This window comes from Arthrobacter sp. Ms25, from assembly GCF_059090365.1.
In genome coordinates this window covers 280562-296702 of the sequence record NZ_JBNHFP010000003.1, presented here as the reverse complement: position 1 = coordinate 296702, position 16141 = coordinate 280562, and the positions used below count along the sequence as shown (strand labels likewise).

Here is a 16141-nt window from a genome sequence, read left to right as displayed (position 1 = left end):
CCTGGACACCGCATTAAACGACGACGGCGCCGCCCGGACTCGCAGGGAGTCCGGCGCGGCGCCGTCGGGCGGTGCTTGTGCTGACTAGAGCTTGGAAGCAACCAGGCCGGTCAGGTCGACCAGGCGGTTGGAGTAGCCCCACTCGTTGTCGTACCAGGCCACAACCTTGACTTCGTTGCCCATGACGCGGGTCAGGCCGGAGTCGAAGATGCTCGAGGCCGGGTCGCCCACGATGTCGGAGGAAACAATCGGATCCTCGGTGTAGGTGAGGATGCCTTCCCAGCGCGGGTCCTGTGCGGCCTTGGCGTAGGCGGCGTTGATCTCCTCGACCGTGGCTTCCTTCTCCAGGGTGACCGTCAGGTCGGTGACCGAGCCGGTGGGGACGGGAACGCGGATGGCGAAGCCGTCCAGCTTGCCCTTCAGCTCCGGCAGGACCAGGCCGATGGCCTTGGCGGCACCGGTGGAGGTGGGCACCATGTTCAGGGCTGCGGCGCGGGCGCGGCGCAGGTCCTTGTGCGGGCCGTCCTGCAGGTTCTGGTCTGCCGTGTAGGCGTGCACGGTGGTCATGAGGCCCTTTTCGATGCCGAAGGCGTCGTTGAGGACCTTGGCCAGCGGGCCCAGGCAGTTGGTGGTGCAGGAAGCGTTGGAGATGATGTCGTGCTTCTCGGGATCGTAGTCGCCGTCGTTCACACCCATGACCACGGTGAACGCGTCACCCTTGGCCGGTGCGGAGACCAGGACCTTCTTGGCGCCGGCGGAGATGTGCTTCTGGGCATCCTCGGCGTTGGTGAAGAAACCGGTGGATTCGATGACGATGTCCACGTCCAGTTCGGCCCAGGGCAGGTTGCCCGGATCGCGCTCGGCGAGGACCTTGATGGTGTGTCCGCCGACCACCAGGTTGCCGTCTTCGACGGTGACCTTCTCGGCCAGGCGTCCGGCAACCGAGTCGTACTTGAGCAGGTGGGCCAGCTGCGCGGGATCGCCGAGGTCGTTGACTGCAACAACCTCGAATCCTTCACCGTGCTGCAGTGCTGCCCGCAGGTAGTTGCGGCCAATCCGACCAAAACCGTTGATTCCGACGCGTACCGTCATGGGGGCCTCCTTGATGCCAAACCTAAATTTAGGAACTAAATTTATTGTCTCCTATAATTATGCTGTTATTGCCGCCACACGTCAAAGGCCACACCCATGGATGCCTCCGCGAACACTCCGCAGCTGCTGCGCCGCACCAACCTGCGCGCGGTGCTGGAGGTGCTCCGTGCCGCCCCGTCCGCCACCGGCACGGACCTGATCGAGGCGACCGGACTGACCCGGGCAACCGTGATTGCGGTGTGTGACGACCTGATTGCCCGGGGCTGGGCCCGGGAAATGGAGTCCCCCCGTGTCGACCGACAGAAAGGCCGGCCCGCGCGCCGGTTTACGTTCAACGAAAGTGCCGGCTACGTGCTGGGGCTCGACGTCGGCATTGCCTCCGTCCGGGTGCTGGCTGCCGACCTCGCGGGCGCCGTCGTCGGTGAATCCGAGGCGCGGTTCCCGCGTCACGGCGGGGAACCGGAACAACGACGGCGGGTGGTCGTCGAGGCGGTTGACGCCGCCCTGCAGGACGCAGGAATTTCCTCCTCGGCCGTGCTGTGTGCCGGGATGGGCATCGCCGCCCAGGTTACCGGTGCCGGCGAGGTCGCACCCGGGCAGGACGTGGCGCCGATGTTCGATCTTGGACTGAGCTCGACCTTCAGTGATTCCCGAGGCTGGCCGCTGCTGGTGGAGAACGATGCCAAGCTCGCCGCCCTGGCCGAACGCTGGCGCGGCGTGGGCGCAGGGGAAGACAATCTGGCGGTAATCCTGGCCGGCGAGCGCCTGGGCAGCGGCATCATCGAGTCCGGCCGCCTCCTGCACGGCGCATCCGGCGGAACCGGCGCCATGGGCGCCCTGGACCTGGTGGAAGGAGTGGGCAACGAGGACGGCATCGCCAAGCTCGCCCGCCTGTGGGGCAGTGCCGCCCTGAAGGAAGGCCACAACGGCCGGATCCGCGACCTCGTGGGACCAGCCACCAACCGGGCCTCGGCACGTCTGGTGTTCGAAGCGGCCGAGGCGGGGGACCCGGTGGCCGAGGAAATCCTGGACCGGATTGCCCGGCGGATGGCCCGTGTGCTGGCACTGGTGTCCTCGTTCTTCGACCCGCGGCTCATTGTGATCGGCGGCGCCGTCGCCGCGTCTGCAACTGCCCTGCTGCCCGCCATGACGCGGGAACTGAACCGGTACGTAGTGAAACCGCCCCGCCTCGCCGTCTCGGACCTGGGCACCATGCTCGTACCCACCGGTGCGGTACGCCTGGCCCTGGACTACGTGGAGACCCACCTCCTGGACCTGGTGCCCGAACCGCGCCGGGAGTAGGCCGGCGGCTAGCGCAGTTCCTGGATCCGCAGCTGGTTGCCGGCGGGGTCCCGCAGCGCACAGTCCCGCGCACCCCAGTCCTGCTCCATGGGCTCCTGGACAACCTCGGCTCCCCCGGCGACGGCGCGCTCGAACGCCGCGTCCAGATCAGCAGTGGCCAGCAGCATCCCGGCATAGGTGCCCTTCGCCATCATTTCCTCGATGGTCCTGCGCTCGGCGTCAGTGACGCCGGGGTCCGCCGCGGGCGGCTCCAGCACAATGGAGGTTCCGGGCTGGTCCGGTGGACCTACCGTAATCCACCGCATGTCGCCGTATCCCACGTCGTTGCGGACCTCGAAACCGAGTACGTCGCGGTAGAACGCCAGCGACGCATCGGGGTCCGTCTGGGGCAGAAAAACCGCATTGATGGAGATGTCCATGGCACTCACCCTCTCTGGGACGGCGGGAACCGTCCGGCCTGCTTCCTGATCGGTCGTTGCACCCTGCGTCTCACGCACCCCGGGAGGTCCAGCTCCTGTGCCGCCGCCGCACGGCGATAGGTTGCCGGCGGCACACCCGTCAACTCAGTAAACCGCGTGCTGAAGGTACCCAGGGACGAACACCCCACGGCGAAGCACACCTCCGTGACGCTCAGGGAGGTGCAGCGCAGCAGGGTCATGGCGCGCTCTATCCGGCGGGTCATGAGGTATGAATACGGAGACTCGCCGTACGCCAGGCGGAACTGGCGGCTGAGGTGTCCGGCCGACATGAACACCCCGGCGGCGAGCGCTTCCACATTCAGGGGTTTGTCATACTCCCGGTCGATACGGTCGCGCACCCGGCGCAGCCGGGCCAGGTCCGCCAGCCGGCGGGAATCCTCCCGCGTCCGGCTGGCTTGTCGACCCCTGTCCACGGTTGCTGATTGGGTACTCATTGGATGCTTCCCCGTTGCTGGCTTATCCGGTGTTCCATAAGGCTAACCACGGCCGGACGGGAGATGCTTCTTGATTCCTGACCGGTTTTGGGACTGCATCAACTACGCCGGGGCTGACCCGTCACCGGCGTCGCTGTCGGATTCCCGGTCCTGATCCGTCCCGCCGTCGTCGTGGTGTCCGTCGTTGTGGTGACCGCCGTCGTCGTGGTGATCCCCGTAGTCCCGGCCGCCGTCGTGCAGTCCTTTACCCTCCTCGGGCCCGGCGGCATCCCCGTCCTCGGCGTCCTGCCGGTCCCTGCGGTCGGGATGCTGCCCCTGGTCATCGGTGTCGTGGTCCTCGGTGTCATGGTCACCGTCCCGGCCATCGGCATCCTGCCCGTCCTCGGTCCCCTGCCCGCCCTGCTCATCGAACCAATCCCGGCCCTCGCCGTCCCCGGCGTCCTGTTCCTGGGTCGTAGTGCCGGCCTGCTCGACTTCGGCGTTGTCCGCCACCGCGGTGCCCGCGAAGAAGCTGGCTGCCAGAAGGCCAACGCCGGCCAGGGCGCTCCCGCCCCAGACAAGGCCCTTCCTGGCTCCGCTCCCCATACCCATAGTGTCTGTCACCTCCGAATACGTGCTTCGCTTACAGCTCCATTTTCGAACCGGATCCTTTGAGAATCCTTGAAAGCTTCGATGGGGCGGCTGCGTACAGGGTTCCGCGCCAGCATCCGGAACGGCCCCACCGACGCCGGCGGAACGGCCCGTAAAACCATTGACTTTTTCAATAAAAGGCTGTTTCAATGGTTTGCAGATGTGAACTAGCTCACGACGAAGGAGTCTTGGTGAACCTGGGAATCGGTTCCTGGCCGGCGCGGCGCGCAAAGGTACGCCCGCACGATCCCGCGATCGTGTTCGAGGGACGCGAGTGGACCTACGCCGACGTAGACCTCCGCGTGCGCCGCCTGGCCAATGCCCTTGCCGCGTCCGGCATCCGCCGGGGCGACCGGGTGGCGTACGCCGGCTTCAACCACCCCGCGCTGCTGGAGACCTTCTTCGCGGCGGGACTCATCGGTGCCGCGTGCGTCCTGGTCAACCCCCGGCTGCGGGAGGCGGAACTCGATTACATCCTGCGCGACTGCGGCGCCAAGACCGTGGTCTATACCCGGGAACAGCAGCAGAACGCCGAGCACCTGGCCCGCGGGCTGGCCGGAACGGCATGGCTCAGCGTCGACGGAGGCGGACCGGGGGAATTGTTCGAGGACTTCCTCACCGCCGGGAGCGACGATCCCGTCCCGGACGGGGTGGATCCCGAGGACCTCGCGTTGATTATGTACACCTCCGGCACCACCGGCAGGCCCAAGGGCGCGATGCTCTCGCACCGGAGCCTCTTCTACCAGTACGTCAATGCCCTGATCGGCGTCGATCTGCGCCAGGACGAAGTGCATCTGGCCGTGGCACCCCTGTTCCACATTGCAGGCCTGAACATGATGACCCTGCCCACCTTCACCCTGGGCGGCCGTATCGTGATCCACCGTTCCTTCAAACCCGACGCCGTGCTGCGCGAAATTGCCGGCTCCGGAGTGACGTCCACCTTCATGGTGCCGGCCATGCTGGACGCCCTGAGCGCAGACCCCGGGTTCGCCGCCGCGGACTTGTCCTCCGTACGGGGCATCATGGTGGGCGGGTCCCCGGTGCCCGAACGCATGATCCGGACCTGGGCAGAAAAGGGCGTGGCCATCATGCAGGGCTTCGGCATGACCGAGACCGCTCCCGGCGTCTGCATGCTCGAGGCCCGCGACGGCGTCGCCAAGGCCGGATCCGCCGGCCGCCCGCACTTCTTCACGGAGCACCAGGTGGTGGATCTGGACGGCAGGCCGGTGCCGCCGGGGGTGCCGGGCGAGGTCATCGTCAGAGGCCCCAACGTAATGTCCGGCTACTGGAACCGTCCGGACGAAACCGCCCAGGCGCTCGAAGGCGGCTGGTACCACTCCGGGGATATCGCCGTGCTGGACGAGGACGGCTACATCTACATCAAGGACCGGATTAAGGACATGTACATCTCCGGCGGGGAGAACGTCTATCCCGCCGAAGTCGAGAATGCGCTGCTGAACATCCCCGGCGTCCGCGACGCCGCCGTCATCGGCATTCCGGACGACAAGTGGGGCGAAACAGGGATGGCCTTCATTGTCCTGGAGGAGGGGGATCCCCGCAGCGGCGAGGAGCTCCTTGCCGAACTGCGGCGGCGCCTGGCGACCTACAAACTGCCCGGGCAGATTCGGGTAGTAGCCGAACTGCCCCGCACGGCCACCGGAAAGATCCAGAAACACGTACTGCGCGCCGAAGGCTAGGGCGCCGGACGCGATTGCACCTTCCCACCATCACGCACCCCCGTTAAGGAAACCGCCATGTCCACAGCTTCTGACGCCCCGGCGTCGCCGGCGCCCCGTACCGGCAAGACCGAGGCCCGCAGGGTCATCCTCTCCAGCTATCTCGGTTCCACCATCGAGTTCTATGACTTCCTGCTCTATGCCTCCGCCTCGGCGCTGGTATTCCCGCAGGTCTTCTTCACGGACCTCGATCCGCTGGCCGGCGCCATCGCCTCGTACGGAACGTTTGCCGCCGGATATCTTGCCCGCCCGCTGGGCGGCGCCGTCTTCGGGCACTTCGGCGACCGCCTGGGGCGCAAGAAAATGCTCATCCTGTCCATGCTGATCATGGGCATCGCCTCCACCCTCATCGGACTCATCCCCGGCGCCAACATCATCGGCTCCTGGGGTGCCGTCATCCTGATCCTGCTCCGCGTCTGCCAGGGCATTGCGGTGGGCGGCGAATGGGGCGGCGCCGCACTCATGGCACTGGAACACTCGGCTAAGGGCAGGCGCGGCTTCGCCGCCTCCTTCACGAATGCCGGCGCTCCCACCGGCGCCGCACTGGGCACCTTCATCCTGGGCCTGTTCGCTGCCATGCCCGAAGACCAGTTCCTCTCCTGGGGCTGGCGCATTCCGTTCCTGCTCTCCGCACTGCTCCTCGGCATCGGCATTTTTGTCCGGTCCCGGGTGTCCGAAAGCCCCATCTTCCAGGAAGCGGTGGCGCGGGAAGAAGCCCAGCGCGGCACGTCCAAGCCCAAACTGCCGATCCTGCAGGTACTGCGCCGTCCGCGCGCGCTGATCTTCACGATGCTGGCCGGCGCCTCCGGTTTCGCCCTGCAGGTTTTCCTGGCGACTTTCGCGGTGAGCTACGCCGTGGAGCACGGTGCGGAACGCCAGCCGGTCCTCTACACCTTCGCGGCTGCGTCCATCCTCAGCGTTGCCTTCGTCGTGGCCATGGGCCGGCTCTCGGACCGCCTGGGCCGCCGGCCGGTCATGGTGGCCGGACTGGTGCTGTTCATCGCCATGATCTTCCCGATGTTCACCTGGCTGGCCACCGGGAACGTCTGGCTGATTTTTGCGGTGTTCATGCTGGGACTGCTTTTCCATGCCGCTATTTACGGCCCCCTGGCCGCCTTCATCTCCGAACAGTTCGGCACCACCGCCCGCTACACCGGCGCCTCCCTGGGGTATCAGCTGGCCACGCTGCTGGGAGCGGGCTTCACCCCCGGCATCCTGTCCTCCATCTACGCCTCCTCAGACAAGTCCACCGGACCGGTGGTCTGGTACCTCGCAGGCATGGCACTGATCAGCGCGGTCTTTATCCTGCTGACGCGCGAATCCAAGGATTATGACCTGGCAACACACGAACACTAACCGGCACCGCGACAACGCAGCGCCGCACCTCTCCGTCGAGGTGCGGCGCTGCTGCTGCGGTACGGGCGCGGGAACGCGCTAGAACGCGACCTGCTGCAGCAGCCGGCGCAGCTCGGCGCGTTCGGCGGTGGAAAGGGAGGACATGGACGCATCGGTGGCGCCGCCGATGCGTGCCTTCGCCTCGGCATAGAGTTCCTGCCCGGCAGCCGTGGGCACAATCACCTTGGACCGGCGGTCCCTCGGGTCCGTCCGGCGTTCGACGGCGCCGCGCCCCTCCAGTTCGTCGATGATGGCCACGATCTGGCTGGGATCCAGAACCAGGAACTGGCTCAGCTCCCGCTGGGTGGGGGTACCGCCGCTGCAGGCCAGGGAGAGTACCGAGTAGTGGCGGACCTTGAGGCCCAGATCCGCCAGCCTGCGGTTGGCCTCGGCGGACCCCATGGACGCGGCACGCGCCATGAGGAATACCGGCTCCGCCCCCAGATCGGCTGCGGCGAAGCGGGTCTCGTCGGCTGGGCCGTCGGGAGAGAGGATCATGGAGTGTTTTTCCTTAGGCAGGCGCGGTCTCGGAACTCATCCTAGGAGATGCGGGCGTCGAACAGATCAGTGATCTTCTAAACTGTTGACTTTTTCAACGATATGTCATGGAATGGTCAGCAGGTCACGTGGCCACCGTCACACAGCGGCCTGTCCAAGCAAAGGAGCTTCGCACATGAGCACTGATTCCACCGGCGCACTCGCCGGAAAGGTCGCCGTCGTCACCGGGTCGGGCCAGGGCCTCGGCCTGGCCTACGCACAGGAGCTGGCCCGCCAGGGCGCCGCCGTGGTGATCAACGACGTCGTCCAGGACACTGCGGACCGCGCGGTCGAGTCCATCACCTCGGCCGGCGGCCAGGCCGTGGCCGTCGTGGTTCCGGTGGGCACCACTGAAGCCGCCACCGCCCTGGTGGACGGTGCCGTGCAGGCTTTCGGCCGGCTGGACATCCTGGTGACCAATGCCGGCGTGCTGCGGGACAAGTCCGTGCTGAAAATGACCGATGAGGACTTCGACCTGGTCATCCAGGTGCATCTGCGCGGCACCTTCACCTGCGCCCGCGAGGCCTACCGGTACTTCAAGGACAACAATGTGGCCGGACGGATCATCGCCATCGGCTCCCCCACCGGCCAGTACGGCAACTTCGGCCAGACCAACTACGCCGCGGCGAAGGCGGGCATTGTGGGCATGGTCCGCACCTGGGCGCTCGAAATGAAAAAGGCCGGGGTCACCGCCAACGCGGTCATTCCCGTGGCCGCGACGGCCATGACCGAAACGGTGCCGTACTTCCGCAGCGCGGTGGAAGCGGACCGCAGAGGCGAGCCCATGCCCGGGTTCTTCCGCAAGGACCTGGGGTTCGGCACGGCCGCCGACGTCGCGGGCCTCATCGCCTACCTCGCCTCCGACGACGCCGCGGGCATCACCGGGCAGGCGATCGGCGCCGGCGGCGACCGGCTGCAGATCTTCTCGCACCCGGTGCCCGTGGTGACCGAATACCACGAGGGAGGATGGACGTTCGAGGTGCTGCGCGAGCAGTTCCCGGCCCTCATCGAGGGCAACCTGCAGCCCGTCGGCGAGAAGCTGCCGCCCCTGCCCGAAGAGCTCGAACCGCAGGCCCGATAGAACGGAGACCGTCTTGCGCTACGAATACGGCCTGGACCTGGCCTCGCTGGATGCCATCGACATGCACGTGCATATCGAATGCTCGGACCACGGCCATCCCTCGCTGCCGGCACCGCTGACCGAAGCGTCCGCCAAGTACTTCAAGTCCGAGGACCGCAGCCCCTCACTGGACACCATCGCTGAACGCTACCGCGCCTGGAAGATGGCCGCCGTCGTCTTCACCGTGGATGCGACCACTGCCCTGGGCCATGAACCGAACTCCATCGAGGAAATCGCCGAGGGCGCCGCACGCAACAACGACGTCCTGATTCCGTTCGGGTCCGTGGATCCGCTGCAGGGCAGCCGTGCCGTAGACCGCGCCCGGATGCTCGTCGAGGACTACGGCGTCAAGGGCTTCAAGTTCCACCCGTCGCTGCAGGGCTTCGACCCGTCGGATCAGCAGTTTTATCCGCTGTATGCGGCGATCTCCGCCCTGGGCGTGCCGGCGCTGTTCCACACGGGACAGAACGGCATGGGCGCCGGCCTTCCGGGCGGCTACGGCATCAAGCTGGCATATTCCAACCCCCTGCTGCTGGACGCCGTCGCGGCTGACTTCCCCGACCTGCAGGTCATCATGGCCCACCCCTCGGTGCCATGGCAGGACGAAGCCAACTCCATTGCCACGCACAAGGCCAACGTGTGGATCGATCTCTCCGGCTGGTCGCCGAAGTACTTCCCCGAGTCACTGGTCCGCGCTTCCAACACCATGCTGCAGGACAAGGTCCTGTTCGGCACGGACTATCCCCTGCTGACGCCGCAGAAGTGGCTCGGCGCCTTCGAGCAGCAGAGCTTCAAGGACGAGGTCCGGCCGAAGATCCTCAAGGACAACGCCGTCCGCCTGCTCGGCCTGGAGCGGACGGTGGGCCCGGCGCCGTCGTCCGCTGCGACGGGAGGGACCGCATGAGCGAAGTGCTGACGGAGGCCCGCCTGTACGCGGACTGCGATCCCCTCAACGTTGAAGGACGGCTGACGGAGGCCGAGAAGGCGCCGCTGCGCCGTCTGCGCCGGGCATTGGAGGAGCAGGCCGCTCCCCTGCTGGCCGAATACTGGGAGGCCGGGGAATTCCCCCACCAGCTGGACGCCCCGCTGCGGGAACTGAACCTCATGGCGCCCCCGGAGCTGACGGCCGCAGGAGCCGAGCCCCGGGCCCTCTACCACGGCTTCCGGATCTTCGAACTGGCGCGTACCGACGCGTCCCTGGCCACCTATTACACGGCGCAGGCGGGCCTGTTCCGCACCGCGTGCCGGGTGGGCGGCACTCCTGAGCAGTTCGCCGAGTGGGACCCGCGCATCACCTCCTTTGCCATGACCGGCGTCTTCTGCCTGACGGAACCCGGGCACGGCTCGGACATCGCCGGCGGTCTGGCGACGACGGCGCGCCGCGAGGGCGGCGGATGGATCCTGGACGGCGCGAAACGGTGGATCGGCGGCGCATCCACTGCCGACTACCTCGCGGTGTTTGCCCGGGACGAGTCGGACGGGCAGGTCAAGGGGTTCCTCGTGGACCGTGAGGCGCCCGGGGTGCGGCTGGAGAAAATCCGCGGCAAAACCTCCCTGCGGATGATGCAGAACGCGGATATCCACCTCGACGGCGTCCGGGTTCCTGAATCCCTCCGCCTCGGCAACGTGAATTCCTTCCGGGATGTCGCGGCAATGCTCCGGGTCATGCGTTCGGACGTGGCCTGGATTGCCACGGGCATCCAGGCCGGCGCCTACGAGGCGGCGCTGCGGTATGTCCGCCGCCGCGAACAGTTCGGCCGGCCGCTGGGAAGTTTCCAGCTGGTGCAGGAAAAACTTGCCCGCATGCTCGGCAACGTCACCGCCTCCCTGAACCTGGTGGCCGGGCTGGCCGAACGGCAGCAGGAGGGCATTTTCCGGGATGAAGATTCCGCCCTGGCAAAGATGTGGATCAGCCTGCACATGCGCGAAACGGTGGCACTGGCCCGCGAGCTGGCGGGCGGCAACGGCATCACCCTGGCCGCCGACGTCGCCCGTTTCCATGCCGACGCCGAGGCCGTCTATTCCTACGAGGGAACCCATGAAATCAATGCGCTCGTGGTCGGCCGGGCAGTCACCGGCACCAGCGCCTTCACCTAGGCCGGGCCCATCCGGACCGGGCACCACCGAACAACACCCCCAGGAGACAGAACATGACTGAAGCACCCGCCGCCGCCAAAACCGTTGTCGCTTTCGAAGAGGTCAAAAACCTCGTCGAAAAGAACCTCGGCTACTCCGATTTCCGCGAAGTAACCCAGGGCCAGGTGGACACCTTCGCCGATGCCACCGATGACCACCAGTGGATCCACGTGGACCCCGAGCGCGCGAAGGACGGACCGTTCGGCGGTCCGATTGCGCACGGCTTCCTCACCCTGTCCCTGCTGATCCCCATGTGGGTCGAGCTGCTGGACGTCACGGGGGTCAAGACCAAGGTGAACTACGGCCTGGACAAGGTCCGGTTCACGTCCCCGGTGAAGGTTGGATCCCGCATCCGGATGAGCGCCGTCATCGCCGACGTCCAGGAAGTCAAGGGCAACGGCCTGCACGTGGTCGCCGACCTGACCATCGAGATCGAGGGCGAAGAGCGTCCCGCGGTCATTGCCCGGTTCCTCAGCCGGCTGTACGCCTAGCCCGCGAGGTGCAGGCGGCTTAGCGCCAGTAGTTGTTCGCGGCCGCCACCGTGGCGAACTCCACCGCAACCACATGCGAGGCCGCAATAATGCCGTCCGGGTTGTTGGCGTAGGCGTCGCGGATGATGTGTTCCGCCTGCCCGTCCGGCTGGATCGCAAAGGCGGTCTGCATCGCCATGTTTACCGCCAGCTGGCGCCCCTCTTCGGGGGTTGCGCATTTAAGGGAATTGTTCGGAACAAGTTCCATGATGTCCGTCCTGTCTCAGCGGGTTGGCGGACGCCGGCGGATGCACCCGTCGCCATCAGTTTCAGGCCCGAGGAAGCCGCAGCTCAAGTGCTTGCACCGCTTTGGTGCCCACGTCCGCGCTATTAACCTTCGGGCCGCCTCCCTGCAGCGACCGCAGAAAGGCATGGACTTTCACTGGACACCTGTCTACTCAAACTGGCATGATGTGGGTCACGTCACATATCAGAGGAGTTCGAGTGGACCTGCAGGACAAGATTGCCGTCATTACCGGAGCCGGTTCGGGGATGGGCCTGGCGGCCGCCCGGGCCTTCCTGGCCGAGGGCGCCACGGTCTACGCGCTGGATATCTCCCAGGAAGCGGTAGACCGTGAATTCGCCGGGGAACCGCACGCCACGGGGATGGCCGTGGACATAGCCGACTCGGCTGCCGTCACCGCCGCCTTCCGCCGGGTGGCGGATGAGCAGGGACGCCTGGACGTGCTCATCAACGCGGCCGGCGTAAACACGCCGCACCGGCAGGCCACCGAGTGGCTGGACGGCATCAACCACCGGATGCTGGCGGCCATGAAGGCCGGGGAAGCCTTCAGCCCCGAGTTCATTACGGAGATCCCGGACGAGGACTTCGACCGCGTCATGCGCATCAATGTGTACGGCACCTTCTACTGCCTGCGTGCCGCCGTCCCGCTGCTGAAGGCCGCCGGCGGGGGCGCCGTCGTCAACTTCGCCTCGGTGGCCGGACTCGTGGGCCTGCCCATGCCCACCTACTACCCCGCGTCAAAGGCCGCCGTCGTCGGAATGACCCGCACCACCGCCGGTGAGCTGGCTCCGTTCGGCATCCGGGTCAATGCCCTGGCGCCGGCGGGCATCAACACTCCCCTGCTGACCCAGTCCGGAGAGGAGCACGTGCAGGCGCTGCTGGCGCTGCAGCCCCTCAAGCGGCTCGCGGAACCGGAAGAGATTGCCCGGACCCTGGTCTTCCTGGCCTCCGACGCCGGCGCCCACTACACGGGGCAGGTGCTCTCGCCGTCCGGCGGCGCCCTCATGTCCTGACCCGCATCAAGCTTCCTCCGCCACAGACCGCAGCACCCCCGGAAGGCACCATGATCACCACCGTTGAGGGATTGAATTCCTCTGCCCTGAAAACCCTTGAAGACACCATCGAAGCCGACATCCAGCGCGGGGACTACGACGGCGTGAATATCATCGTCGCCCGCCACGGCCGGATCGGACTGCAGGGCAGTTACGGGTTCGCCGACCGGGAGTCCGGCCGGCCCACTGCACGCGGCGATGTCTACCGCATCCTGTCCATGTCCAAGGCCTTCACCAACACACTGGCCTACCGTGCCCTGGGCGAGGGCAGGCTCGCACTGTCCACCCGCGTCGTCGACCTGATTCCCGAGTTCTTCGGAACGGACCGGTTCCGCGCGGTGCGCAAGGACAAAATCAACCTCGCCCACCTGCTCACGCACCGCTCCGGGATGCCGGCCACCCCGGATCCCGGTCTCCCGGCGGAACGCTTCGGCGTCCTGGCCGACGTCATCGCCGCCCTGGGCAGCGTGGACGTGGTCAACGAACCCGGCAGCAACCTGAACTACGCCCCGTCCATCAACCACGCGTTGATCGGCGAAATGGTGCGCCGGGCCTACGGCTACGAGCACTTCCGCGACCTGGCGCGGGACCTGGTCTTCGAACCCCTGGGGATGCACGACACTGCCTTCGGGCTGCCCTCCGGGAAGAGCGGACGTGCGGTCCCGCTGAAGGTCTACGTGCCCGACGACGGCTGGCTGGCGCCGGAGGATATCGAGTGTCTGAACACCTACATCACCGAAGACGCCGAGATGCCCTGGGTCGGGGCCACCTCCACCGTGGACGACGTGTTCCGGTTTGCCGAACTGTTCCGCAACCGCGGCGCCGTCGCCGGCGGGCAGCTGCTGGCGCCGGCAGTGATCGACGCTGCCACCACGCTGCAGACCGGGGACATGCCCAACGACCTGTATGCCGGCATTGCCGCCATGCGGGGCTGGGAAACCCCGCGCGGCAACTTCGGACTCGGTTTCTCCCTGTCCGGCACCGGCACCGCCCCCACCTTCTTCGGCCCGTTCACCAGCCCCCGGACGTTCGGGAACTACGGTGCCGGCTCCACGCTGTTCTGGGTGGATCCGGAGCGTGACCTCACGTTCGTGTTCCTCTCCTCCGGTGTGATGGATGAAGGCGAGAACGTGGCCCGCTTCCAGAAAATGTCGACGCTCGCCGTCGCCGCCGCCCTCTGACCCCGCTTCCAAGGAAACCGCCATGACCGCTGCTCCAGCCGCTCCGTCCAAGTGCCCTGTGGCCCACGGCTTCGACGCCATGGGCGACGCCTATTACCGTGATCCGGCCGCCCACTTCGCCGAAGTCCGTGACGAGACCCCCACCTTCTTCTATCCGCACCTGAACGCCTGGATTGTCACCCGCCGCGAGGATGCCCTGACCGTGCTCTCCGACTGGCAGAAGTTCTCCTCCGCGTCGAACGGAGGGCTGATCGAGGTGCCGGAGGCCTACCAGTCCACCATTCCGGCCGAACTGATGTCCCGCATCCTCGTCGGTTCGGATCCGCCCGGCCACACCACGGCCCGCAGCGTGGCCCAGCTGGGCTTCCTGCAGGAACGCATGGACGCGCTGCAGCCGGAAATCGAGTCCCGCGCGCACCGCATCATCGACGGGTTCGAGGACCAGGGCAAGGGCAACCTGCTGGAGGACTACTGCCTCGAGCTGACCACCCAGACCCTGATGGCCCTGATGGACCTGGACTACCAGTATGACCCGATGATGCGGCAGCTCCGCGACGATTTCTTCCAGATCCTGGCCTCGGCACAGGAACCGTTCCCGGAGCCGAGGCGCTCCGAGGTCTGGAAGCGCTATACCGAGGCCAACCTGGTGCTGCGGGACATCATCGAATCACGCCGGGATTCACGCGCCGGCGACCTGATCAGCGTGATGGCCTCCGCCCGGAACGAGGACGGCGGATATGCCCTCGGCGCGGACCAGATCGCCGTGCACCTGACCGAGTTTGCCGCGGCAGGCACCGACACCACCGCCCAGGCCATGGCCAACGCCGTACTGTTCCTGGCCGCAAACCCGCAGTCGCGGGAGGATGCCCTGGCCGAACCCGAGCTCTGGCCGCGGGTCTTTGAGGAAACCGTCCGCCGCCGGCCTTCCTCCACGTTCGCTTCCCGCCGGTCCAACATCGACATTGAACTGGGCGGTGCGCAGATCAAGGCCGGGGATATGGTCTGGCTGGCCCTTGCCTCGGTCAACACCGATCCGGCCCACGTGGACAGCCCGTTTGCCTTCGACATCCACCGCCCGGATCCCACGGACCATCTGGCCTTCTCCACGGGCCGGCACAAGTGCCTGGGCAATCCGCTTGCCCGGGTCCAGGGCGCCGCCGGACTCAAGGTGCTGTACGAACGCCTGCCCTCGCTGCGGCCGGACGACGCCGACGCCGTGGACTTCGTCCGGTTCGCCCTGCTGCCTGCGCGCCGTTCGCTGAACGTGCATTGGGACGTGGCGGACGTTGCCCGCTCCCGGGAACGCGCCGTGCGCACCCTGAACCTGCGCATCCTCGAGCGCAGGGAGGAATCCGACGGCGTGGTCTCCCTGCTCCTGGGCCACCCCGACGGAGGCGCATTGCCCGGCTGGAAGCCCGGTGCCCACATCGACCTGCATGTGCCGGGCGAGCCGGAGACATTGGTGCGCCAGTACTCGCTGTGCTCGGATCCGGACAACACCTCCGCCTACCGGGTGGGCGTGCTGCGGTCCGACGCCGGACGCGGCGGCTCGCTCGCGGTGCACCGCACCCTGCACCAGGGCAGCACGGTCACCGTGTCCTGGCCGCGGAACAACTTCCGTTTCGCGCCGTCGCCGAAGTACCTGTTCATTGCCGGCGGCATCGGCATCACCCCGATCCTGGCGATGATCCGGGAAGCGGAGGCCTCCGGCGCCGAGTGGGAACTGATGTACGGCGGACGGACACGCACGTCGATGGCGTTCCTGGAGGAACTCGCCGCCTACGGGGACCGGGTCACCCTGGTGCCGCAGGACACCCACGGACTCATGGACCTGCCGGGGCTGCTTCGCGATGTCCGGGAGGACACGCTCATCTACTGCTGCGGACCCGAACCGGTGCTCCGGGCCGTGGAAACCCATTCCGCCCACTGGCGCAAAGGATCCCTGCGGGTGGAGCGGTTCGCCGCGAAAACACTCGAGCGCACCGAACCGGACAATGCCTTCGAGGTGGAATTCGCCGCCTCCGGCGTCACCGTGGAGGTGGGGGCGGACGAAAGCATCCTCGAGGCCGCGGACCGGGCCGGGCTGCCCGTCATTTCCTCCTGCCGGACCGGTACCTGCGGCACCTGCGAAACCCGGATCACGGCCGGCCGCGCCGACCACCGCGATTCGATTCTCACTCCGGACGAGCAGGACGCGAACGAGACGCTGATGATCTGCGTCTCGCGTGCCGAACGGGGCTGCCCCCGGCTGGTCCTGGACCGGTAAGCGGGTG

16 protein-coding genes are annotated in these 16141 nt (G+C 67.0%); 10 read left to right on the top strand and 6 right to left on the bottom strand.

The genetic code is table 11. From position 1 onward, the window contains the following. Positions 1–84: 84 nt before the first annotated feature. On the bottom strand, positions 85–1092 hold the full coding sequence (gap, locus tag AC5RT8_RS09550; RefSeq protein WP_494095465.1) for a type I glyceraldehyde-3-phosphate dehydrogenase: 1008 nt from the start codon (positions 1090–1092) through the stop codon (positions 85–87). Between the two features lie 96 nt (positions 1093–1188). Here gap and AC5RT8_RS09545 point away from each other — a divergent pair, with 96 nt between their 5' ends. Then, on the top strand, positions 1189–2394 hold the full coding sequence (locus tag AC5RT8_RS09545; RefSeq protein ID WP_494095464.1) for an ROK family protein: 1206 nt from the start codon (positions 1189–1191) through the stop codon (positions 2392–2394). A gap of 8 nt (positions 2395–2402) precedes the next feature. Here the strand turns inward: AC5RT8_RS09545 and AC5RT8_RS09540 are convergent, their stop codons facing one another. The 3 genes from AC5RT8_RS09540 to AC5RT8_RS09530 form a co-directional block, all read right to left on the bottom strand. After that, positions 2403–2813 (bottom strand): VOC family protein, encoded by a 411-nt coding sequence (locus AC5RT8_RS09540; protein WP_494095463.1) that lies wholly within the window; start codon positions 2811–2813, stop codon positions 2403–2405. A gap of 5 nt (positions 2814–2818) precedes the next feature. Continuing rightward, positions 2819–3307 carry a helix-turn-helix transcriptional regulator gene (locus tag AC5RT8_RS09535; protein ID WP_494095462.1) on the bottom strand — a complete coding sequence of 163 codons (489 nt, stop codon included), beginning with the start codon at positions 3305–3307 and terminating at the stop codon, positions 2819–2821. Positions 3308–3409: 102 nt separating this feature from the next. Next, on the bottom strand, positions 3410–3892 hold the full coding sequence (locus tag AC5RT8_RS09530) for a hypothetical protein (RefSeq protein WP_494095461.1): 483 nt from the start codon (positions 3890–3892) through the stop codon (positions 3410–3412). 236 nt (positions 3893–4128) lie between these two features. Here AC5RT8_RS09530 and AC5RT8_RS09525 point away from each other — a divergent pair, with 236 nt between their 5' ends. Both AC5RT8_RS09525 and AC5RT8_RS09520 read left to right on the top strand, forming a co-directional pair. Beyond that, complete coding sequence (locus tag AC5RT8_RS09525; protein WP_494095460.1) at positions 4129–5634, top strand: acyl-CoA synthetase; 1506 nt, start codon at positions 4129–4131, stop codon at positions 5632–5634. Between the two features lie 57 nt (positions 5635–5691). Beyond that, positions 5692–7029, top strand: coding sequence for an MFS transporter (locus AC5RT8_RS09520; protein WP_494095459.1), 1338 nt, complete (start codon positions 5692–5694; stop codon positions 7027–7029). 78 nt (positions 7030–7107) lie between these two features. On the opposite strand, the gene AC5RT8_RS09515 is transcribed toward AC5RT8_RS09520, so the two are convergent. Beyond that, on the bottom strand, positions 7108–7566 hold the full coding sequence (locus AC5RT8_RS09515) for a MarR family winged helix-turn-helix transcriptional regulator (protein ID WP_494095458.1): 459 nt from the start codon (positions 7564–7566) through the stop codon (positions 7108–7110). A 175-nt stretch (positions 7567–7741) separates the two neighbouring features. On the opposite strand from AC5RT8_RS09515, the gene AC5RT8_RS09510 reads away from it, so the two are divergent. From AC5RT8_RS09510 to AC5RT8_RS09495, 4 genes are all read left to right on the top strand, one after another. Next, positions 7742–8686: an SDR family NAD(P)-dependent oxidoreductase gene (locus tag AC5RT8_RS09510; RefSeq protein ID WP_494095457.1), complete on the top strand. Its 945-nt coding sequence runs from the start codon at positions 7742–7744 to the stop codon at positions 8684–8686. A 61-nt stretch (positions 8687–8747) separates the two neighbouring features. Further along, positions 8748–9629: an amidohydrolase family protein gene (locus AC5RT8_RS09505; RefSeq protein WP_494095849.1), complete on the top strand. Its 882-nt coding sequence runs from the start codon at positions 8748–8750 to the stop codon at positions 9627–9629. Further along, entirely contained in the window at positions 9626–10822 is a 1197-nt protein-coding gene (locus AC5RT8_RS09500; protein ID WP_494095456.1) for an acyl-CoA dehydrogenase family protein, read from the top strand. The genes AC5RT8_RS09505 and AC5RT8_RS09500 overlap by 4 nt, the downstream gene beginning before the upstream one ends. A 53-nt stretch (positions 10823–10875) precedes the next feature. Further along, complete coding sequence (locus AC5RT8_RS09495) at positions 10876–11352, top strand: MaoC family dehydratase (protein ID WP_494095455.1); 477 nt, start codon at positions 10876–10878, stop codon at positions 11350–11352. Between the two features lie 19 nt (positions 11353–11371). On the opposite strand, the gene AC5RT8_RS09490 is transcribed toward AC5RT8_RS09495, so the two are convergent. Beyond that, positions 11372–11599 carry a hexameric tyrosine-coordinated heme protein gene (locus tag AC5RT8_RS09490; RefSeq protein ID WP_494095454.1) on the bottom strand — a complete coding sequence of 76 codons (228 nt, stop codon included), beginning with the start codon at positions 11597–11599 and terminating at the stop codon, positions 11372–11374. A gap of 236 nt (positions 11600–11835) precedes the next feature. Between AC5RT8_RS09490 and AC5RT8_RS09485 the strand changes: the two genes are divergently transcribed. The 3 genes from AC5RT8_RS09485 to AC5RT8_RS09475 are packed head-to-tail and all read left to right on the top strand — an operon-like array spanning position 11836 to position 16134. After that, positions 11836–12648 carry an SDR family NAD(P)-dependent oxidoreductase gene (locus AC5RT8_RS09485; RefSeq protein WP_494095453.1) on the top strand — a complete coding sequence of 271 codons (813 nt, stop codon included), beginning with the start codon at positions 11836–11838 and terminating at the stop codon, positions 12646–12648. A 50-nt stretch (positions 12649–12698) separates the two neighbouring features. After that, positions 12699–13868: a serine hydrolase domain-containing protein gene (locus AC5RT8_RS09480; RefSeq protein WP_494095452.1), complete on the top strand. Its 1170-nt coding sequence runs from the start codon at positions 12699–12701 to the stop codon at positions 13866–13868. A gap of 22 nt (positions 13869–13890) precedes the next feature. Beyond that, positions 13891–16134 (top strand): cytochrome P450, encoded by a 2244-nt coding sequence (locus AC5RT8_RS09475; protein WP_494095451.1) that lies wholly within the window; start codon positions 13891–13893, stop codon positions 16132–16134. Positions 16135–16141: the final 7 nt, after the last annotated feature.